Here is a 22,390-nt window from a genome sequence, read left to right as displayed (position 1 = left end):
ATTCATTTCTAAAATCTGTTCAATTCAACAGTTTTACGTTTCAATTCTCAAATCTGTGCGTTCTGAAAATCAATCTGACCGTTTCATTTCTCATATCATAACTTTAGAAAAATAATCTGAAATTTGTCGGCTTTCTAAATTTCCATTTTAAAGAACTTTTATAAAATTTGAGCATAATCCGCCATATTTGCCAACGGTTTGAATATGGTGCGTTTGGCATTTCAACGCTCCAATTTTTCAATTTACTACTATGTTTATTTATTGCTATCATATTCATTTTTAGTACTATCTGCCAAATGCACTATATTTTTTGTTGTGCTTTCGTACTTTTATTTTACTTTTTCAATCAAGTCGTTTAATTTGTTGTGATATTCTGTATTGCCATAATTTATTAAAATCAGATTTGCTCGAGTTCGGGTAATTCCTGTATACAGAATTTCATCAAAAGTCATTTGGAAATTAAAGTTCTCCAAAATCAAAAAGACAGTTTCACTTTCCCAACCTTTAAAGCTGTGAATAGTCGATACTTTTACAGTACCGCTATTCATATAAAAATGAATCTTTTTGTTATTACGAATCATTTTTAAATTACTGCTCTGTTTTTCTGGTCCATAGTCTTTTTTGAATTCATCAAGTTTCTTTTCATATTGTTTTAGGTACTTCAAGAAATTTGAAATGTTAGTATTAAACTTCTGACAAAAGATTTCAAATTTTTTCTTGAATCTATCTGGATATTCTCCATAAAGGTCGTTTATGGTGAAAAGAATACTTAGTTGATTAAATGCTCTTGCTTCTGACCTGTCATTATGTCGATTAATCAATTTTATTCCGTTCTTTAACCATTCAGGTTTATCGTTTTTTAAATAGTTCAAACCCATTCTATAAACCATTTCAAACGTCTCAAACATAGTATTCGTCCGTTCGTTGGAAGAATAGCGATAATAGGCATCAAACTTTTTAAGTAGTGAGATAGAGTTTCCTAAAATGGTAATGTCGTTTGGCGGAATATCTTTATTTATAGCATTTTCGTGAATTATTGTATATAGGCTACTGACGCTATCAGCATTTGGTAGAAATATATAATTGAGACTACCTTGCTGATTTCTTTCAAATGCAAGTTCTAATGCTTGTGATTTCTGATTAAAGTTGTCTATTTCGTATTTGTCCTTAAAAATATCTTTCTGATATAAAATCGCTAAGTCTTTTATCTTGAAATCAGAGCGAAAGCAATATTTTAATTCTGTTACACCTTTAACGTTGGTGGATACATCTTTCCCTTCGGTCTTATTGTTGTAAATGTTCTGCTTTACGTCACCGAACAAAACATATTCTCCATTTTCACTTAAAAAACATTCCTTTATAATTTCCATCCAAGCTCTTTTATAGTCTTGGATTTCATCAATTAGAATTACATCATAAGGCTTTATTTTGTCTTTATTGTCAATGAATAACTGCTTATTGGAATAGTATTCTTTCTCAAAATATCTGTCCTTTTCTTCTTCACTATATTTATTGAATCCCTTAGGAATTTTAATAGGAATTTCAAGATTGTTCAACTCTGAGTTGATGAATAAATGATAATTTGAAATAACAAAGTTTTCCCATCCGAATTCTTCACGCACCCTACTTATTTTATCTCGTATGAAATTTTTAAGCGTGATATTGTAAGTTAAAATCAGAACGTTCCCTTTTGAACGTTTATGTGCTTGAACAGCTCTTGCTGCAAGTACAGTTGTCTTACCAGAACCTACAACTCCTTTAATTCTTTGTTGTTTCTTGTTAGGTTCATAAATGATTTCGAGTTGCTTTTTACTGTACCTAATATCTTCTCCTTCTTCTTTTAGATGAACTGGTGGCTTAAGAAACCTTTTTATGCTTTTGTAAATATCTTCTGTGAAAAGAAATGACGGTCTTTCTGAAATCAAATATCTTTTTTTGAGCAATTCCTTCAGGTCATACTCATTGAGATTATCTCTTCCGATAAAGTCAATATTGTATTTAAGAAACGTTATGTACTTTTTGTCGTGTTTGTATGGCTCAATGAGCAAATCATTGATTTTTTGAGAAGTTGCGTTGTGAAAATATATTGCACACGATACTGTATTGAAATGCCTTATGTCTTTTATTTTCTTCTCAAGAAGATTCTCAATGTGCAGTTCAAAAAGGTTGTCCTTGTACTTAAGGACTTGTGAAATAGGGGATTTGTGAGTTTTAGCTTTATTGCTCTTAATTACGAAGTTCTTTTTTTTGTCAAGTTCGTAGCTGTTCAAATCATAGTCCTTAACTTCAATTATTAAAATTCCTTGTCCTTCTTTCATAACCACAATGTCTGGACGGTCTCCATTCATATATGGATTAAAATACACTTCAAATGAATTATCAAGTTCAGAGTCTAAGAACTTTAGCAAATGCAATTCTCCTTCTTCAGGTTTTACTTTCAGTGAAAGTATTTTGTCATATGAAGGAATTAGTTTTGCCATTAATTATATATGGGTTTTTATGTATGAAGCACAACGGGTTTTATAAGATTTGTGCGACATAAAAATCGGAGATTTTTCGGTTGTAGCAAATCGTTAGTTGAATGTTTGTCGGTTTGTTATTTAGTTTAAATGTAAGCATAAATTTTATGAGGTGTTGGGCTTTCGTACTTACTTTATATCTTTTTCTAATTTATTTGGATTTTGTCTTGTGTCAAAAACAGTAATAATCTCAATTTCATTTCTGTCAGGGTTTATTCTGTAGTAGAAAGTTGTCTGTTTTGTAACAACACATTTAAAAAGTCCGTTAAATTCAGATGATTGTGGACAGCTTTCAGGTTGTTCAGAAATTTGGTCAATTTTAGAAGTCAGTTTTTTAATAAAATCATTCCTAACTTTTAAATTCCAATTTTCTAATAAAAAATTGCTCAGTTTTAGAAGTTTAGTTTCAGCTAATTCTGATAAAAATACTTTCATTAAGAAATCTTTTTCAAAAACTCAGAATACTCAACTCTTTTTCCTTTATTCAACTCTTTAATCCCTTTTTGAATTTCTTTTTGTTCAGATAAACTCAACTCACTCCAAAAATCTACTTTTTCTTTTTGAATAAATTCTGTTATTTTCTCAATGAATTTGTCATTCTCAATGTTGAGAATCATTTTTAGTAACTCTATTTTAGAAGTTTGAACATTCATTTTTATCATATTTTAGTCAAAGTTACAAAAAATATAAATTACATTTTTAATCAGTGAATATCTTGGATTCAAGGTTCTAACGCAACAAAACGTTATTAATTTTGGTTAAACATTACTCAAATATACGAGTTTAATTTTTATTTTAAAACGGTGCATTGTTGAAATAGAATAACTCTTCCTACGGTCGAGTTATTTCCAGTTCAACAAGCCGTTACATTAGCATCATATTTTTAATTTTATGGTTTACTATTTCAGAATAAAAAACTTCCTTTGGAGTTCTATATCCGAGTACTTTTCTTGGTCTATTATTTAGCTTTTCCTGCACTATCTTTAGTTCTTTTTCGGTTACCTTACTAAAGTCAGTTCCCTTTGGGAAAAAGCGTCTAATGAGTCCATTTGTATTTTCGTTGGTTCCTCGCTCCCACGAGGAATATGGATGTGCAAAATATACTGGCATTGATGTGTGATTTGTGAACTGTTTGTGCTCTGCCATTTCCATTCCATTATCGTAGGTTAGAGACTTTGTAAAAAGGGGGGCTATTTGATTAAACTCTTTAGCAAAACCTTTTCTAACGGTTGCTGATTTTCTGCTTTTAAGTTTTACAATAAATGTATATCGTGCTTTTCGCTCAACTAGAGTACCTATGGCACTTTGCTGTCCTTTTCCGATAACTAAATCTCCTTCCCAGTGTCCAATTTCTTCTCTGTTTTCGATGTGCTTTGGTCTATCATCAATACTGGTTTGATCTTTTATTTTTACACCTCTTTTACTCTTAGCATTTGCTCTTCTTCTTTGGCTTTTTTGATAGGGTAATAATGCTATCAATTTACGATTTAAACGCGCTTGGCGATGTGCGTAAATATGCATATAAATGGCTTCATAAGAGATAGACATTACAGGGTCATTTGGATATTTTAGCTTTATTCTACCTGAAATTTGTTCGGGTGACCAACCGCTTAATAGTCCTCGATAAACGAATATTTTTAGTCTATTATAGGTGTTTATTTTATCCTTATTTCTTTTGTTTAAATAATCGTCTTTTGCAGACCAATTTGCAAGAGTTGCATTGTAATCTCCACCCCATTTATTGACTTCTCTGGTGATGGTAGAACGTGACCGATTTAGTCTTTTTGCGATATAGCTTTTGGTCTTGTTTTCTTGTAATAAGGTTTCTATTACAACACGTTCTTTTAATGTTAGTCGCTTATATTTATTTGCTTTCATACAACAAATCTAAGATTATGATTTGTTGCGTTAAGTTCTTGAATTCAGGTATTTTTGTCCGTATGAAGCCCAACGGTCTTGTGTATGATTAGTGGCGTGTTTAAGCACCTAATTTAGTAAATAAAAACCGAATAGAAAATCCGTGAGGATTTTCGTAAGTAAGCGATAACTAGCCATTAATTATACACGTTGTTGCCAACAGTACTTATTTCCACTTTTCTATTAATTCTATCACACCTTTTTTAATTCCGCTATAAAATTCTCCGTTTTTAAATTCAGGTATTATTTTTTCTTCAATTACTTTTTTACAAATTTCGTCAGTCAAAATCAATTCGGTTCCAGTTCCTGTTGCAATTCCGATTTGTCTGCAAGGATTACACACAACTATTGTCAATCCATTATTTTTTTCGGCAGTTCCAATTCCCCAAGTTTGTGCTAATTCCGTTGCGTATTTTTGGATGTCATTATAAGGTTTTATGCTGTCAATTGTAACCACCACAATTTGTCTTGTCGTTTCAATATCATAATCATAAAGAATTTTCGATAATTCAGTTCGTTGTGATTCCGTAAAAATTTGTCCGTAATCATTTATAATTCCAATTGGTTTTGGAATAGAACTTTTTTCCATTTCCGAAAAATCAATTTCGGTTGTCAGTTTTTTAGTTTCCGTTTCTTGTGCATTTCCTTTGCAGGAAAGCAAATTTAAAATCAAGAAAAGAATTAATATTTTAGTTCCGATTTTCATTTTTCGTATTGTTGGCAACGGTTGGTATAAGAATAGTAGCCGATTTCGTGAGCAGAATTTTTCAATTTACTACTAATTTTATTGCGAACTACAATGTTCATATTTACTACTATTTTCGGCTATTATTTTTATACTTTGTTGGCATTTCGTTATTTTTTATTCTTTTTAATCGACTGTTTTACAAGACTTAATATGTATTCCAGATTTTCATCATCTCTGATTTGAATTTCATAATCTCCATTTCCCCAATGTCCAGTTGTCGATACATCTCTGGTAATTCCTTTAGTGTCGTCAAGTTCTCCTTTGCTCATATTAATCCACATTTTCAATGCTTTTTTCTGTGGTAAAATGTCAATTACATTTCGACCAGCAACAAAGGCAATATATTTTTTCTTTGGTTTAATTTCGAGATTGTCTAAATTCTGAATTGCATTTCTAAATTTTTCATAAAGTTCTTTTATTTCATCACTCACATTTTCTAAATGTTCTTGTTCTGAATAAACCTTAATTTCTTTTGCAACACTATCAATCGTTTTGTCCGCTTTAGAAATTGTTTTAATACTTTCCTGTGCTCCAGCCTTTTGAATTTGTTCGTATGAAACGGTTGTATTTTCAAATCTTTTAACTTCCCATAATTCAATTGGTAAGTCCTTAAAATTTATTGCTTCTCTTTGATAGTTTGTAAATGCAGGAGAAACAAATAAAACTCTCGATTGTGACCAATCTACATCAGTTCTTTTCAGAGTTTTGTCAAGATTTTCGTTAAATTCTAAAATGAAGTCCGCTTTATTATTTAGCATTAAAGACAAATAAGCATAACCTTGGTCAATTACACTAAAATTTTTGTCTCGTTTATATTCGATTATTACAAAAGCATTTGCTTCTTTATCAAAAGCAAGAGTGTCAATTCGGAAGTTATTTAAGGCAAATTCAGATTTTACAAATTCAAGTCCGAAAATTGTTTTCAGATTATTTTCTGTTAATTCTTGGATTTCCTTTTCAAGTCGAAATGGTTTTTCTTTTATGTACTCTAATTTATTTTCTATTTTATATAATGCCATTTTATAGTTTTATGATGAAACAGGTTCGATAAATTTTGAATATAAAAATGCAAACAAAAAATAATATGCAATTATTGTAGACGTCAATTTCGACCAATAAATCAGATGAATTATTCCAGGAAGAATAGAAGGTGCTTTAATATCTGCATCTGCCAATATTTTTCCTTTCTTAACTTCAGATTCTTTGAACTTGTAATAAATCCACCAAATTATTCCACCGACAATATATTGTAATAAATCAAGTCCAAGAGCAACAACAAGCCAAATTAGCGGAAGGATTAAGATGTCAGGAATTGAAGTCACATTATTTGAAGTTGTTTTAAAAATCCAAATTATTGCTATTCCTCCTAAAGCAAGACTTCTATTTATTTCACTCGCTTTACCTGTGAAATATTCATAGTCCTTTTTATAGTCGTCAATAGTTTTTTTATTTGTTTCTTGGTCCGCCATCACCTGTTCCTTTATTCTTTTTCGAAAATTTTCTCGATTCTTTTATTACTTTTTTTGTCGTACTTTTTTTAGGTACTACTTTTTTTGTCGTTGTCTTTTTTGGTGTTTTTGCCATATTATTTTTTTTCTAATGAATGCCAACGTCTCGGCTATGGTTAGTACGGGATTTCGAAGGACTGAACTTTCGATTAAGCACTTAGCCAAATTTTTAATTTTTTCTTTATTTAATAGACACGCAAAATTGAAAATTTTGCGGACTTTGTTCAAGGCACTTCACTTTGAATTAAGCACCAAAACCCGTATTAACTATAGCCATTGTTGGCATTTCGTTATTTTATTCCGCTTCTGTTTTTTCAATTTCAATTTGTAATATTTTTCCAAATTCAGTAACGAGTATTTTTTCTCGTTCTTCAAAAAACTCAATGAAATTTTCAAATTCTAAATCAACATTTGGAATATTGTGAGTGTTTTTAAATTCGTTTTGTTTGTCAGTATTTGGATAGGTTTTTTCAAGCCAAACTTTAAATTCGGTATCTTTTTTCTCAATATTTGGAATTGCTCCAAGTAATTGAAGGTTTCCAATGTAATTTAGGTAATCAATAAATTTATCTATTTTCTCTTCTTCAATTCCTCTTTTTCTCAATTTTGTCCTTGTGAAAAGACTTTTAGGGAATATATGGTCTATGTGAAATTGATTATTATAATCTAAATGTGGATACAATAACGATAGGACAGAAAAAGTGAAACCTTGACCATATTTGTAATAGGTTAGATTTTCAACATCTTCATCTGAAAACAATAGTGATTTGTTAGTTCCTTTAAATTTCTCAACAATTTTGTCAAGTGGAAAAATGGTGTCATTTTCCTTAATGATTTTTCGGATTGGTCTCAATACATTGTCTGGTTGACCACTAAATGCTCTTTTAACTAAAGTTAGAATTAACCATTTGCGTATTTTTTCTTTATCTTCTAAATTATTATTAGAGTCTGGATAACTCTCGGTGGCGTTAATTTTATGTAGATAATAAGCAATAGGAATTATAGCATTATTTGAAGTCAATGTTTCTCTGTTGTAACCAAAACTTGCAACAAGTTTTACTGCTATTCTAATTGCATCAGTAAGGTTTTCCCAATTCCGTTCAATTTTAAGCATATTGGCTTTGTTGAAATTATCAACTTTAAATGCAAAATCGCTAAAATCATTTATTACTAAACTGGATTTCAGGACAAAGTCTTTATTGAAATTAAATCCATTCCCAATATCATTTATTTCATCTACAAATTTTATTATTTCCTCTCTTGCATCTTTTTCTTCCCATTGTGCTGTAGCAATTGATAATAATAAATCGGAATAACTCAAAATTGTTCCACCACTATTAATTCTTATAAATATATTTAATACTTTGTCTAAAGATTGGCTTTTCTCTTTGTAGTAACTAATAAGAGGTGTTATATGAATAACATTATGTAATTGAAATAGAGTATTGTTTGCAAAATTTGCTTGTTCTTGAGTGTAGTTTTGAAAAATCCCATTTTGAATTAGATAACTGTTTACCTCTCCTGGTTTTTTTAAATTCAAAATTTCGCCAACACTAAACCAAAAAGAATTATCATCATTTTCTTTTGCTTCATCTTCAGTCAAAAAGCAAAATCAAATTCAAGTTCGCTATGTTCTGATTTTGAGACCAAATTCAAATACAGTTTTGTTTTTGGATATGCTTTATCATTGTCCCATCTTTTTCTTGGTAATTTTTCAGCAAAAGTTCCTTTTAGAGCAACATAAATAGAAGTCAATCTTTGTTGTCCATCCAAAATTGCTGTAATTTCTTCTTCTCCATTTACGTCTGCTTTGGAATTATGCCGATTGTCTCTTTCGTGATATTCTCGCAAAAATTCGTAAAATTTAAAATCCGTTACATTTTCTTTTTCCACTTGCCAAAATAGAAAAGAACTAATAGGATAGTTCCTCATTATACTATCAAATAATCTTTCGATTTGGTATGTGTTCCAAACAAATTCCCTTTGGATTGCAGGAAGTAAGTATTTCTTTTTATGAATGCTTTCTACTACGTCTTTAATCTTTAGTGCTGTTTCGTATGCCATATTTTCTTCTTTGTTATGAGGTCTGTTCTAATGAATGCCAACGTGTTTGTGTATGAAGCGTTGGGCATTTCTAAGCACTTCATTTTCAGTTTACCGTAAATTTTATTTATATCTATAGTTTTCATTTAACCACTTATTGCCCAATGATTTATACACTTTGTTGGGGGTATGTGCTTTCTTTTCATCAGCGTTGGCAGAGTAAGCTCTTTTGCAATTTTTGGTCAAGCGTTGGCTCGTGTGAATTGCAAATGTGCTTGCTCTTGCGGTGGCTTTTACAAATATTTCGTTAATACCTTTTGTTTTCGTTCTGCTATTCCGTTTATAATTTTTCTTGATTTTTCTATTTCCGTTTCTTGTTTTTCTATGGATTTTATAATTTTCTTTTGGTCATTAATGTTTGTAACTGAAATTGTAAAATTATCTAAGTCCGTTTTATTGATACTTGGATATTGTCCTTTTCCCATTTTTGCCTCTATCTGCTGCATTAATGGCTCGAAATACATAAAAGCATAAAACATAATCTTGTTTAAAATAACTTTTTCATCTTTGCTGTTTAGCACAAAGAAACCTGTTGAAAATACACAATCTGAAACGTCCTTATCTATGTAAGCGAAACCTTTTAAATATGGACGAACAGAAGAAATAATAAAATTGCCTTTTTCGGCTATTCTTCTTGCTCTTGAAGGTGCATCTTTGCCTAAAACCTTATTGTTGTAGCTAATTATTCCAGTTCCTTTTCCTACTGCATCAATATCTACATAAGTAAAAGTATCATCAGGTTTTGTTGTTGGGTTTTTGGTTTTTGAGTTTATTATAAAAAGCTTACTTATCTTATCTTTTTTGTCCTTACCAAACGCATCATCAACCAGTTTTTGAATTACAGTTTTTGCTTTCCCAATACCTTGTTCTGCTTTTTCTTTTTCCTTATCTATTTTCTTGCACTCTTTTACTATTTTTTCTTGTATGTCTTTTGGTGGTAATGGTATTTTTAAAGGTTTTACTTTTGGTACAGTTAATTGTGGGATAACAGCTCCACTATCAGTGAAATCTAATAAACCAATAATGCTCTTTAGATATTCTAATTTTATTAAGTCATTTGGTATTAAAACGATAAGGCGTACAATTGGAAAGAAAGGTTCTTTGCGAATTTCGGTATAACCCAATGTACCCCTTGCTGAAATTGTAATACAATTCTCGACAACTCTTGCTTTATCTGTGTAACCATAAAGCCCTTTGTTCTCAAAACCGTTTGCAAAAATTGGAATATTAAACTTAGCTGTCTTATTTTCTGAAAAATTATTTTTAGGAACATCACCACCTGCAAACATATCTTTTGCGATATCTTCTAATCGCACCAATTTCCATTTTGATTGAATTCTAACTGTCTTTTTTGGCGTTAATGATATATGCTTATCAAATTCAGTACGTTTAAAATCAAGCATATTTATCAAACTACTGCGACTTACAAAAGAAGCTAATTCTTCTGGAATTACAGGGTTTTGGTTTTCAAATGCTTGTTGTATGTAGTAATTTATTTTATCTTGATTGCTTCTATTATCTTCATCATACAAAGGCGTGCGGTGCTTTCCATTAGCATCTGTGTAGAGTTTTATTCCTTCGTTTCCTTTGGCAGTACTCCATTCATATCCTAAAAATTTCTTGCTTGTTTTGTTGTCACTTGGTCCTTTTACAATTACAACTTCACTTTGGTTAGTGCTTGCTAATGTGAAATAATACAGTTTTTCTTTTTCTATTTCAGTCAAGTACGTGTAGAATAAGTCGGTTAATTCTTCTTCTTTCTTTGATTGACTAAGTTTTTTAAAGTTAGTTTGCTTCTTCTTGTTTTTGGTACTGGTAAGGTTGTCAAATGCATTTCTATAATCATCAAACATTTCTGTTTTCAATAGATTATCATTAGGTATTCCTTTCAATAGTGTTTTGTAATCGTCAAAATCGTATTCCAAATGTTGGCAGTAGGAGATAATATAGTGCTCATCTTCAAAGACCTTTTGCTTTTTAGTGTCGTTTGCAAACCAACTGTTTATACGGTTTTTATAATGTTTGGACTTTTCGGGGTTTTCGTTTCTGCGTTTTATAAATAGCGTTACTGTGTTTGTTCCTGTTTTACCAAAAGTACCTGATCCAAATTCGGCAATAGCTACAATATGGAAATACTTTAATAGAATGCTTTTTGTCTCTTGATAAGTTGCATCTGCATTTGATAGAACTGAGGAAGGAACAATAATAGCTCCTACACCATCAGCTTCTAAAAGTTGTTTGGCTCTTTCTATAAAAAAGCACTCAATTGAGTTGTTGGTTTGTATCGCTTTACTATCAATTGTATTAAGTAAGGTGTAGGTGTCTTTGCTGTCTTGGTCTAATGTGCTTAGAAAACCTTTTACTGCGTATGGTGGATTAGCAACCAATATTTTAAAACTGTTGTTTTTGAACTTGTCGTTTTTGGCTAATGCGTCCGCATAGGTTAAATCAATGTTGTCTTGCCCATACATAAAAGCCGATACTTTGGCGACTTTACTCAAACGATATTCTTTTTCGATACCGTAAATTTCTTTGAGGTAATCTTCTATTTGAGCATCTTTTGTCGCTTCAATAAATGGTCGCATTTGTGAAGCCAATTCATTTAGGAAATGACCTGAACCGCAAGCATAATCAATGGCTTTTGGTGGTTGTTGACTATCGTTGATTATATTTTCAAGTGGTAAGGATTGAATGATAAAACGAGTAATTGGCATTGGTGTAAAAAATTGTCCTTCTGATTGTTTTATACCACCATCTAAAAAGTTTTCGAACATATCACCCAAAAACTGATTTTTGGTATTGCTCTTAATTTTAGTGTCTTGAAACAGACGAACAATATCAATAAGTACTTGTGCATTTTCGTAAAATAAACGTTCATTGTGAACATCAATAAATGCAAAATCGTTATTGGTAAAGAATTTTAGTTGTTTGAAATAACCTTTTATGGTTTCTCTTGTTGCATCTGGGTCGTTTTTAAAAGCCCAAAATGCTTGGTCAATTTGTTTATTGTCAATATAGGTTACTTCTTCTTTCAGAAATTCGTCCATACCAACTTTATATAGTTTCTGTAAACGGTCTTGAATTTCAAATGGCGTATCGTAAGCTATTCCTTTCCAATAGAATTGTAAATCTTTCGGATTGTTTTTTTCGTCAACAATTTTACATAGAAAAAGATTAACTAATTTATCAAAAGCATTTTCACGACCTGAGACATTGTATTTTCTTAGAATAGTAGCAAACTCGTGATATTTACTTTGCTTGGTAGTGCTATCAACTAAACTTAAATCTTCAACAGAATACTTTTTCTTACCAATGTTGTAGGCTTGTATATCTTTTTCGAAAAGTCCTTTTGTAGTATAATCCTTTTGGTAGGTATGTTTCCAAACGTTGAATATTTCTTCTCGAATTTTAGCATCTTTAAATGCTAATAGTTTAGGATTATCTTCTAAATATTGCTCGTTATCTACTAATGTGATTAGGTAATAATTTGCTACTACTTTTTTGTCTGTAAAGTCGGAAGCATAAAGTGAAATAAATTTTGCATTTCCTTCTTGTTGTGCATAACCAAATAATTGACTTCCGTTTTCAAGTGTTTCTTTCCAATGCTTTGTAAATTCTGTTCCAGCATTTTTACATTCAATAATTAATAACGCTTTATCCGAATTGTCTTTAACTAAAATATCTGCTCTACCGCCACTTGCTCCGTGTCCAACTTTCCATTTTGGCTCTAATTCAATATGTTTTGGGTTGTAGCCTTTTTCAAGTAGTCTATTTACACATTCAAGGACAACAAAATTTTCATTTGATTTGAGATTACAAGTTTGTCTTTCGTTTATTTTTAGTCCTTTGTTTTCAGGATAAGTGATTGCTCCTTTTTTAAAGTCCACTTTCAACAAGCAGTCAAAGGCATCAAACTTTTTACTGAATACATCTCCATTCTCTTTGAAATTTAACGATTTCAGTATGTCTTTTAAGTTTGTTTTTGTAATCATTTATTTCCTTTTATTTTTCGTTTCATATTTATCTGTCTTTCAAGCGGTGGCAAAAAATTGCTCTTTTGGTTTTATAGCGTTGGCTTGTGTGTCGGCAAAAACCAAATGTGCAATTTGTGCGGCTGGCTCTTTTTTTTGCATTACCCCCAACGAGTTTTTATAAGATTTGTGCGACTGGGAAATCGGAGATTTTTCGGACGTAGCAAATCGTTAGTTGAATGTTTGTCGGTTCGTAATTTAGTTTAAATGTAAGCATAAATTTTATGAGGTGTTGGGTGCAGTAATTTTGATTCTGAAAAAATCAATCTTACTTATAAAGAATTTTTTAATACTTCCACCAAATCTTATACAAAAGTCAATTTCCTTAAATAATTGTTTTTTCTCCTCTTTGGTATAATTATCCCATAAACTTGGAGAAAAGAACGTATTTGTCGTACAATAAATCATTAGTGATGAAATTGCTTTTGTAAAATCATTAATTGATAAATCAGCTAACTCATTAAATAATATTTTTCCTTTGGTATCTTTCTCAAAATGTGATAAAATTATTATTGTACGATTATTATCAGGTAAAACATTTAAAATTACATTTGATTCTTTTTCATTTGGGTATAGATATTCATTTTTGTAAGAATATGTGGGACTTAAAATAGTAGAACTAGCTATTGGAACAAATGGCTCAATTACTCGAGTATGATAATTTAGTGCAGAATAATCTTTTGTTTGAATTATATTGTCTAATACTTTTTTATACAATAATAGTTCTTTGATTCTTTTTTCTGTAAACTGGATATGTTCTTTTAAATATTGCTTTGGAAAAGTTTTTACGAAATCTCCATTACTATTGTAATATTTATAAATCTCAATAATCTGTTGAAAACTATGAGCAAATGATCGATATGTTAATAAAAATAGATGTTCATCACTAAAGTTAAAATCAAAATTTTCAATTGGAGAAAATAATTTGGAATCGTGATAATCACAAAACCCTGTGAAAATAGATGCTTTTTTCTTTCCAATTGGAATTAGCCCATTTGTTGATAAATTTTCATCTGCTGAAGTACTATTTAAAGAGTACAGCATTCTATTGCCATTTATTTCCTTTTCAAGTTGAACTAAAATTTTTTCTTTCTGAATGCTGTGAGCTTTTTTTATTTTCTTAGTACAATCTTTGTGATTGTGATAAAAACAATGTTTATGATTACTATTCCTTTTATAATCAGCAATTATTTCTTTGAAGTTCATCATTTTACCTTATTGCACCCAACTTGTTATATGCTTTCAAATATAGCTATTTATAGTTAATAGTTTCCGGATAAACGTAGGTTTTTGTTGTTTTTATCAGTGCCAACTAAACTTTTTATGGCTAAGTCTAGCGGACTCTCAATATTTAGTAAATCTTTTTTTGATACATGGGTATAAATCATAGTGGTTTCAGGTTTAGCATGTCCTAATAATTCTTGTATATAACGTAAATCAATACCATTTTCTAATAAATGTGTAGCGTAACTGTGTCGTAAAGTGTGTGGTGTAACTCTTTTATTTATCTTGGCAATTTTGGTAGCTCTATGTAAAAATGACCGAATACTTTCTGCACTATATTTTTGAAATGGTTTTCCTTCAACAAAGTATGTTTTTGGTTCGTAACTCATTAAATAATTTTGCATTAATGGAATAAAACTTTGTGCCAAAATTATATTCCTATCCTTACGTCCTTTACTGTTTTTTACTACAATTTGTCTCCTGTCAATATCAATATGATTTAATTCTAAATTTAATAATTCACTAATACGTAATCCGGCCGAATATATCATAGCTAAAACAGCCCTATGTTTTAAGTTTTTAGTGTAACGTAATAAATCTATAATTTCTTCTTTTGATAAAACAGTAGGAAGTATTTTACTCTTTTTCGGTCTTTTTAATCCAACCTCTTCAATCTTACATTCAGGATAAAAAGCCTTAAATAACTTAATGGCACTTATAAATTGCCTATGCGTACTAATACTGTATTTTCTAGGTATAAAAACGTCTTCTAAAAATTTTTCAACGTCCCTATTGCTTAATGTAGTAAGCGGCTTATCTTTAATATAATCAAAAAAATCAGCTACAAAGGTAAAGTATGTTTTAACAGTACTTTCACTGTAGCACTTGCCTCTTAAATATTTAGTGTAGGCTCTAATAATTTCTTTGTTCTCGTCTGAAATTTGTCTAGGTCTGCGTTTTGTTGTTCTATTGGTATGTGTTACATTGTAAATAGAGGTGTCTAATTTAAAATAAACATCATTTCTAAGTGTTTCTTTAATAAATTCTACATTTTTTATAGTATAATTAATATACCAGCCTTTCAATGTTTGACTCCAAGTATAACCATTTATTTTTCTAATTTTTGAAATAATAAAATCATTATACGGAAATACTAAAAGTAATTGCACCTTTTTTCTGTGCAGTACCTTTTTTAATAATATGGTAGGTTTTAAGGTTGAAGAAGTTTTCATAGCATTTCAAAAATAACATTTATTTTTAACATAAAAGAGAAAATGGAAATTTAATTTAGTTAAGTACAATTAAACAAGCCAACCGTACAAAATTTAGGAACTACTTGTAAAGGTCAATCATAGCACAGTTGTTTATTTGTAAATATACTATATAATATTATTAAATATAGTAGTATAATTTTTTAAATATAGTAGTTAATATTTATAAAAATAGTAGTATTTTTAGAGTATATAGGTAAACTACGCTAAAAAAGGATAGTTTAGTAAAAATTAAATGTATAAAAAAAAGATCTAAATAACTTTAATTTGTAGTATTTTTATTAACAAGTTGGGGGTAATTTAAATTAAAATGAATAACAGATAAAACGATGGCTATTAGATATAGAATAACAAAAAGAGTAAATAGTATTTCAAATATAAAAAAAGAGCAATTTATAATGCAAGCTGTAAATACAGGCACTGTAGGAATTGAAAGGATTAGTAAAGAAATTAGTATAGAAAGTAGTTTAAGTATTGTTGATGTAAAAGCGGTATTGATAGCTTTAGGTATTAAAATGCAGTTTCATTTAGAGGAAGGAAAGATAGTTGATTTAGAAGATATTGGTAAATTTAAAATTGGTTTTAAATGTAAAGCTGAAGATAATGCTCGTAATTTAACACCAAAACGAAGTATAAAAAAATATCATTTAAATTATCAACCTTCTTTAGCTATAAAGCGTAGATTAAAAAAGGCTATTACAACTTATAAAGAGGGCAGTAGAAGTATATAAATTTTTATAGATTTTTATTCTTTTTACTGTCAAAATTTGAAGGGTATAAATTCATCCCTTTTTTTTCTGCAGCTTTTAAAATAAAGGGAATAAGTAGTGTTGCCCCAGGAATTAACATAAAAGGTACACCAATTCCAAGTATTTTAAGTAAATCGTAAACTTGAATTTTTAAATGTTTTTCTTCTTCTTTTGTAATATTTTGCTCTAAAATAAATTTATAAATAATTCGTGATGCTTCTTTGGTGTCTAAGGCTTCATTTTTTATACCAACAAAAAATTCATTCAATGCCTTTGTAGTTTTTAACCTGTTTTTTTTGATTAATGTAGCAAACTCTTTTTTACCATTCTTTTCAAAAATGGAAACATCTATAGTTGAAGGCTGTTTTTTCTCTTTCATTTAAAAATTGAAATTGGCGATAAATATAGTATTTATTTAGAGACTCTATTTAACAAGTGAGAAGTAAAAACTACAAAACCACACAACAACACAATAAAGGGAGTCTCTTTGTCATAATTTAACTAAAACCAACCTGCACTTACTTTAAGTTTACACGAATGTATCAATAAGAACTTCAACGGCCTATCGAAACTTTCTTATAAAATTTGCAATGAAAATTTCGCAACAAATTTCAGACTGTTTGAGCAATATAAATGATTTAAATAAACCAAAACCACCAAAGCGAGTTTCTGAAATTTAGAAATTGAATAAAAAATTTAGAGAAAGTATCGTAAGCCTAGATTTTTGGATACTTTTCATCAATGGAAAAGTATTGCATAAAATAAATAAATTGTATCGCTTCATCTATCTGCCAACAGATAGGCTTGCAATGATGAAGTTTATTAAACTAAGACAAAACAAAGACTAAAATTTTTAGTTGAAACTATTGATACTTCATATATCTAAACCGGCCTATCGAAACTTTCTTATAAAATTTGCAATGAAAATTTCGCAACAAATTTCAGACTGTTTGAGCAATGTAAATGATTTAAATGAACTAAAACCACCAAAGCGAGTTTCTGAAATTTAGAAATTGAATAAAAAATTTAGAGAAAGTATCGTAAGCCTAGATTTTTGGATACTTTTCATCAATGGAAAAGTATTGCATAAAACAAAGAAATTGTATCGCTTCATCTATCTGCCAACAGACAGGTTTGCAATAATGAGGTATATTAAACTAAGACAAAAACAAAGACTAAAATTTTTAGTTGAAACTATTGATACTCCATATATCTAAACCGGCCTATCGAAACTTTCTTATAAAATTTGCAATGAAAATTTCGCAACAAATTTCAGACTGTTTGAGCAATATAAATGATTTAAATGAACTAAAACCACCAAAGCGAGTTTCTGAAATTTAGAAATTGAATAAAAAATTTAGAGAAAGTATCGTAAGCCTAGATTTTTGGATACTTTTCATCAATGGAAAAGTATTGCATAAAACAAAGAAATTATATCGCTTCATCTATCTGCCAACAGACAGGCTTGTAATAATGAGGTATATTAAACTAAGACAAAAACAAAGACTAAAATTTTTAGTTGAAACTATTACTTCATCTATCTAAACTGGCCTATCGAAACTTTCTTATAAAATTTGCAATGAAAATTTCGCAACAAATTTCAGACTGTTTGAGCAATATAAATGATTTAAATAAACCAAAACCACCAAAGCGAGTTTCTGAAATTTAGAAATTGAATAAAAAATTTAGAGAAAGTATCGTAAGCCTAGATTTTTGGATACTTTTCATCAATGGAAAAGTATTGCATAAAACAAAATAATTACTCAGCTTCTACAATTGGAATTGTTTTTACATCATCAGCTCCATGAGTTAGTTTTTTTAGTTTTTTTACAAAAACAATTAGTACCAATCCAAACAATGCACAAAAAATAAAAATACCCATAAAAATAGTGTATTCACCTGCACTTTGGGCAGCTTCACCAAGTGCACCTGCAAGCTTATTTCCTAATCCTGAAACCATAAAGTAAGCACCCATCATTAATGAAGCATATTTTACAGGAGCCAGTTTAGTGATAAAAGATAAAGCAACAGGGGAAATACTTAATTCTCCAATTACGTGCAAAAGGTAAGCACCAAATAACCAATAAATAGATGCTTTTCCGTCTAAAGAAACAGTAGTTTCAACAGCAGCTCTTGCAAGTAATAAAAAACCTAAACCAGTAATAATAGTACCAACTCCCATTTTAAAAAGAGAGGAGTTTTCGTTGCCTTTTTTTCGCCATTGCGTCCATAAATAAGCAATAGGTAATCCAATTAAAATTACATAAAAAGCATGTAACGATTGTAAAAAACTTGTTGGAATGGTAAAACCAAATAGCACTCTATCAATTTTATCACGAGCATATAAATTCATTAATCCGCCAGCTTGTTCGTATGCACCCCAAAAAACAATAACAATTATAAATGACAGTATTAAAACAATCATTCTATCTTTTTCAATAGCAGTTAATCCTATTTTTTTATTAGTACCTGCTACTGTTTTAACAGGAACAAAGTTTCCTACTTCAGTTAAATATTTTTGTCCCCATATATATACAACTTGCCCAATTGCCATACCAATACCAGCTAAACCAAAGCCATAATGCCAGTTGATAACTTCACCCAAATAGCCTACAGCTATAGGTGCAGCAAAGGCTCCTATATTTATTCCTATATAAAAAATGGTAAAAGCGGTATCTCTTTTGGCGTCACCTTTATTGTATAAACCACCCACCATTGTTGAAATATTGGGTTTTAAGGCGCCAACGCCTAAAACAATTAAAACAATACCTGTATAAAAAGCCCAAACTTCATCAAAAGCTAAAATAAAATGCCCAATAACAAGTAAAAAACCACCTAACATAACCGTTTTTTTCTGACCTAGCAATCGATCAGCAAGTAATCCGCCAGGAACCGACATTACATATACCATCATTGTATACCAACCATATAGCTGTAGAGCCGAAACACTGTCCCATCCTAATCCGGCATTGCTATCGGTAGTTTTTGCAGTTAAATAAAGTATTAAAATAGCACGCATTCCGTAGTATGAAAATCGCTCCCATAATTCAGTAAAAAATAAAATATACAATCCTTTTGGGTGCCCCCATAATAGTTCTTCTTGCTTTGCCATAAAAATACTTAAATTTAAAAAAAGCTAAATATAGTATTTATTTAGGGAATCTCTTTATCAACATTTTACTAAAACTAAAACTAAGACAAAGACTAAATTTTTAGTTGAAACTATTGCTACTTCATATATTTAAACTGGCCTATCGAAACTTTCTTATAAAATTTGCAATGAAGATTTAGAAATTGAATAAAAAATTTAGAGAAAGTATCATAAGCCTAAACTTTTTTCATTCTTTTTTGGACAATGCAAAAAAGGATAGAAGTTAAAATATTTAATAAAAAAGAATCTTTGTAGTTTATATCTTGAGATTGTTTTACCTGTCTTGAGCGACAGTTGAAAGATTTTCTAAGGCTAAAAAAGAATATATTTAACACTAAATTATAAGTTTATTAATTTATTGTGTAATAAGTTAATTATCAGTTAATTATTTTTGAAAGTGAATTATTTTTTTTTAAAACAAAAAAAATACTACTTTAAGGTAGGGAATTAAAAGGTTAGACTGTTATACTTATATTAACAATAAACCTCATCAATAAAAAACACTGAAATATGAGCAAATTAAATTCACTAGCTATAAGTGACAACGGATTTATTTTTAAACCTTCAACAGGAGAGTCTTTTACTACAAATGATTTAGGTTTAGTTATAATTAATTTATTAAAAGAAGGAAAATCAAACGAGGAAATAATTAGTGCAATTACTGAAGAGTTTGAAGTAGATGCTATCACTGCTGAACGTGATTTATATGATTACCTTGATTTTTTAAGAACTGAAAAAATGATTGATTAATTATGACTCAAAAGAAACTAACTATTGCAATAACAGGACTTAATAATATTGATAGTCCAGGACCTGGTGTGCCAGTAATTAGAGGTATCAAAGATTCAGGAATGAACGTTCGAATTATTGGCTTGGCATACGAAAATTTAGAACCTGGAATTTATATGCCAGGTTTGGTAGATAAAACATACCTAATACCATATCCTTCAGTTGGTAGTGAATCTTTTTTAGATCGTTTAACCTATATTCACGAGCAAGAGAAAATAGATATTATTATTCCAAATTTTGATTCAGAATTGTATTTATTTATAAAATTTAGTGATACGTTGTTAAAAATGGGAATTCATACTTTTTTGCCAACGTTAAAACAATTTGAAGAACGACAAAAAGATAATTTACCTGAATTTGCAAAAAAATATAAAATTACTGTTCCAAAGAGTAAAGCTGTTTTAAGCAGTAATGAATTGGCTGATTTACCAAATGAAATATCTTACCCATATTTTATTAAAGGTAAATTTTACGAAGCCTATAAAGTTGATAATTACAATCAGGCTGTTTTTTATTTCAATCAATTATCATCAAAATGGGGACTTCCTGTTGTGGTGCAACAAGCAATTAAAGGTACTGAAGTGAATGTAATAGCTTTGGGTGATGGTGAAGGGAATACTATTGCCGCTGTTGCCATGCGTAAACAATACATTACAGATAAAGGTAAAGCGTGGGGAGGTATAACATTGAATGATGAACGTTTGTTGAAAATTACACACAATATTATTAATGAAACAAAGTGGCGTGGTGCTATGGAATTAGAAATGATAAAAACTGATGATGGTGAATATCACCTTATTGAAATAAACCCACGTATACCTGCTTGGGTATATTTAGCTGTTGGAGCAGGACAAAATATTCCTGAAATGATATGCCAGTTAGCTATGGGTAAAAAGGTGAAACCTCTAAAAACTTATGAATATGGTAAAATGTTTATACGCTATTCATGGGATTTAATTGGCGATATAAAAGATTTTGAGAAAATAATAATGTTAGGTGAATTATAAAAACTAAAAAAATGAGTAAAAAAATATACGAACGTCCAATATTAAGAAAAGTAGTAGAAGGAATTCCAAATAAATTTGGAACTATCAAAAAATTAAATCCAATTAGTACCATAGATAATGTGCCAATTGATGGCATTATTAAAAAATATGGATCACCAGTATTTATACTTTCTGAAAAAACAATTAGAGAAACGTACAGAATGGCTTATCGTGCTTTCTCAACACGTTATCCAAAAGTGCAATTTGCATGGTCATACAAAACCAATTATTTAGATGCCGTTTGTCGTATTTTTCATGAAGAAGGCGCTTGGGCAGAAGTGGTTTCAGGATTTGAATATGAAAAAGTACTAGATAACAACATACCAGGGAATAAAATTATTTTTAATGGCCCTGATAAAAGTGAGAAAGATTTAATTAGAGCAATTAATAATAAATCTTTAATTCATATTGATCATTTTGATGAATTATATACAATTATTGGTTTAATAGATGAGTTAAAAGAGCGTCCGCAAGTGGCTATTAGAGTAAATATGGATACAGGAATTTACCCTCAATGGGATCGTTTTGGGTTTAATTATGAAAATGGTAGTGCTTGGAATGCTGTGAATAGAATTCTTTCAACAGGAAAAATAGATTTGGTAGGATTGCATATTCATATTGGCACCTACATTACCATGTCTGAAGCTTATGCTACTGCAATTGAAAAATTAGCAGCTTTGGCAAATAAAATATTTGATCGTTTTCAAACAAGTATAGGTTATATTGATGCTGGAGGCGGTTTTGCATCACAAAATACCTTGCAAGGTGCTTATATGCCTGCAACGGATACCACTCCAAGTTTTGATGATTATGCACATGCTATTACTACAGCCATGACAGCTGCTAGTTTTCCAAATAACGAAAAACCAACACTTATTTTAGAAACAGGTAGAGCGTTAATTGATGATGCTGGTTGGCTAGCAGGTTCCGTTTTAGCAAATAAAAGGTTAGCTGATGGGCGTAGAGCAATGATTATTGATACGGGTGTAAATTTAATGTTTACCGCTTTTTGGTATGATCACGAAATTTATCCAGTACAAGAAACAACTTTCCAGTCTGAACCTACTACAATTTACGGCCCTTTATGTATGAATATTGATGTAATTCGGAAAAATATAGACTTTCCAATGCTTAATAAAGGAGACCATTTTGTTATAAAACGTGTGGGAGCTTATACCATGACACAGTGGATGCAGTTTATAACCTATCGCCCAAATATTGTTTTAATTGATGAACAAGGAGAGGTGCATTTGATACGTAAAGCAGAAGATAAAGAAGTATTTAGAAGACAGGAATTAGTACCTAAACATTTAAAATAAACGTCATTTCGAGGA

General features: G+C 30.0%; 19 protein-coding genes. 4 read left to right on the top strand and 15 right to left on the bottom strand.

What is annotated here, in order from left to right:
* Positions 1 to 329 precede the first annotated feature (329 nt).
* From Lupro_RS02720 to Lupro_RS02670, 13 genes are all read right to left on the bottom strand, one after another.
* Positions 330 to 2,480, bottom strand: coding sequence for a nuclease-related domain-containing DEAD/DEAH box helicase (locus Lupro_RS02720; protein ID WP_068206068.1), 2,151 nt, complete (start codon positions 2,478 to 2,480; stop codon positions 330 to 332).
* Positions 2,481 to 2,648: 168 nt separating this feature from the next.
* Positions 2,649 to 2,954 carry a type II toxin-antitoxin system RelE/ParE family toxin gene (locus tag Lupro_RS02715; protein WP_068206064.1) on the bottom strand — a complete coding sequence of 102 codons (306 nt, stop codon included), beginning with the start codon at positions 2,952 to 2,954 and terminating at the stop codon, positions 2,649 to 2,651.
* Complete coding sequence (locus Lupro_RS02710) at positions 2,954 to 3,172, bottom strand: hypothetical protein (RefSeq protein WP_068211379.1); 219 nt, start codon at positions 3,170 to 3,172, stop codon at positions 2,954 to 2,956. Before Lupro_RS02710 ends, Lupro_RS02715 begins: the two co-directional genes overlap by 1 nt.
* 211 nt (positions 3,173 to 3,383) lie before the next feature.
* Positions 3,384 to 4,397 (bottom strand): IS30 family transposase, encoded by a 1,014-nt coding sequence (locus tag Lupro_RS02705; RefSeq protein ID WP_068206062.1) that lies wholly within the window; start codon positions 4,395 to 4,397, stop codon positions 3,384 to 3,386.
* 205 nt (positions 4,398 to 4,602) lie between these two features.
* A complete protein-coding gene (locus Lupro_RS02700; protein ID WP_068206059.1) occupies positions 4,603 to 5,142 on the bottom strand; it encodes a TPM domain-containing protein in 540 nt (179 codons plus the stop codon).
* Between the two features lie 149 nt (positions 5,143 to 5,291).
* Positions 5,292 to 6,203, bottom strand: a complete 912-nt coding sequence (locus Lupro_RS02695) for a DUF5655 domain-containing protein (protein ID WP_068206057.1) — start codon at positions 6,201 to 6,203, stop codon at positions 5,292 to 5,294.
* 9 nt (positions 6,204 to 6,212) lie between these two features.
* Positions 6,213 to 6,653, bottom strand: coding sequence for a hypothetical protein (locus tag Lupro_RS02690; protein ID WP_068206055.1), 441 nt, complete (start codon positions 6,651 to 6,653; stop codon positions 6,213 to 6,215).
* A complete protein-coding gene (locus Lupro_RS13510) occupies positions 6,631 to 6,768 on the bottom strand; it encodes a hypothetical protein (RefSeq protein WP_158499547.1) in 138 nt (45 codons plus the stop codon). The genes Lupro_RS02690 and Lupro_RS13510 overlap by 23 nt, the downstream gene beginning before the upstream one ends.
* Positions 6,769 to 6,987: 219 nt before the next feature.
* Complete coding sequence (locus tag Lupro_RS02685) at positions 6,988 to 8,295, bottom strand: GmrSD restriction endonuclease domain-containing protein (protein ID WP_227807469.1); 1,308 nt, start codon at positions 8,293 to 8,295, stop codon at positions 6,988 to 6,990.
* Positions 8,292 to 8,756 carry a DUF262 domain-containing protein gene (locus tag Lupro_RS13650; protein WP_227807468.1) on the bottom strand — a complete coding sequence of 155 codons (465 nt, stop codon included), beginning with the start codon at positions 8,754 to 8,756 and terminating at the stop codon, positions 8,292 to 8,294. The genes Lupro_RS02685 and Lupro_RS13650 overlap by 4 nt, the downstream gene beginning before the upstream one ends.
* 272 nt (positions 8,757 to 9,028) lie before the next feature.
* A complete protein-coding gene (locus tag Lupro_RS02680) occupies positions 9,029 to 12,787 on the bottom strand; it encodes a restriction endonuclease subunit S (RefSeq protein ID WP_082703845.1) in 3,759 nt (1,252 codons plus the stop codon).
* Positions 12,788 to 13,048: 261 nt separating this feature from the next.
* A complete protein-coding gene (locus Lupro_RS02675) occupies positions 13,049 to 14,035 on the bottom strand; it encodes a hypothetical protein (protein WP_068206051.1) in 987 nt (328 codons plus the stop codon).
* Positions 14,036 to 14,088: 53 nt separating this feature from the next.
* Positions 14,089 to 15,282: a tyrosine-type recombinase/integrase gene (locus Lupro_RS02670; RefSeq protein ID WP_068206049.1), complete on the bottom strand. Its 1,194-nt coding sequence runs from the start codon at positions 15,280 to 15,282 to the stop codon at positions 14,089 to 14,091.
* A gap of 368 nt (positions 15,283 to 15,650) precedes the next feature.
* Here Lupro_RS02670 and Lupro_RS02665 point away from each other — a divergent pair, with 368 nt between their 5' ends.
* Positions 15,651 to 16,052 (top strand): HU family DNA-binding protein, encoded by a 402-nt coding sequence (locus Lupro_RS02665; protein WP_068206046.1) that lies wholly within the window; start codon positions 15,651 to 15,653, stop codon positions 16,050 to 16,052.
* 4 nt (positions 16,053 to 16,056) lie between these two features.
* On the opposite strand, the gene Lupro_RS02660 is transcribed toward Lupro_RS02665, so the two are convergent.
* Positions 16,057 to 16,449, bottom strand: coding sequence for an LETM1 domain-containing protein (locus tag Lupro_RS02660; RefSeq protein ID WP_068206045.1), 393 nt, complete (start codon positions 16,447 to 16,449; stop codon positions 16,057 to 16,059).
* Positions 16,450 to 17,829: 1,380 nt separating this feature from the next.
* On the bottom strand, positions 17,830 to 19,182 hold the full coding sequence (locus Lupro_RS02655; RefSeq protein WP_068206044.1) for a peptide MFS transporter: 1,353 nt from the start codon (positions 19,180 to 19,182) through the stop codon (positions 17,830 to 17,832).
* 549 nt (positions 19,183 to 19,731) lie between these two features.
* Between Lupro_RS02655 and Lupro_RS02650 the strand changes: the two genes are divergently transcribed.
* Genes Lupro_RS02650 through Lupro_RS02640 form a run of 3 tightly spaced genes read left to right on the top strand, consistent with a single transcriptional unit; the run spans position 19,732 to position 22,375 of the window.
* Positions 19,732 to 19,971, top strand: a complete 240-nt coding sequence (locus Lupro_RS02650) for a PqqD family protein (protein ID WP_068206043.1) — start codon at positions 19,732 to 19,734, stop codon at positions 19,969 to 19,971.
* Positions 19,972 to 19,973: 2 nt separating this feature from the next.
* Positions 19,974 to 21,017 carry an ATP-grasp domain-containing protein gene (locus Lupro_RS02645; RefSeq protein ID WP_068206041.1) on the top strand — a complete coding sequence of 348 codons (1,044 nt, stop codon included), beginning with the start codon at positions 19,974 to 19,976 and terminating at the stop codon, positions 21,015 to 21,017.
* 11 nt (positions 21,018 to 21,028) lie between these two features.
* Entirely contained in the window at positions 21,029 to 22,375 is a 1,347-nt protein-coding gene (locus tag Lupro_RS02640) for a type III PLP-dependent enzyme domain-containing protein (protein ID WP_068206040.1), read from the top strand.
* The last annotated feature ends 15 nt before the right edge of the window (positions 22,376 to 22,390 follow it).

It is taken from the genome of Lutibacter profundi, from assembly GCF_001543325.1.
Lineage (GTDB): Bacteria > Bacteroidota > Bacteroidia > Flavobacteriales > Flavobacteriaceae > Lutibacter > Lutibacter profundi.
Note: the sequence above shows the minus strand (reverse complement) of the source record. Positions and strands in the feature narration are given on the sequence as shown.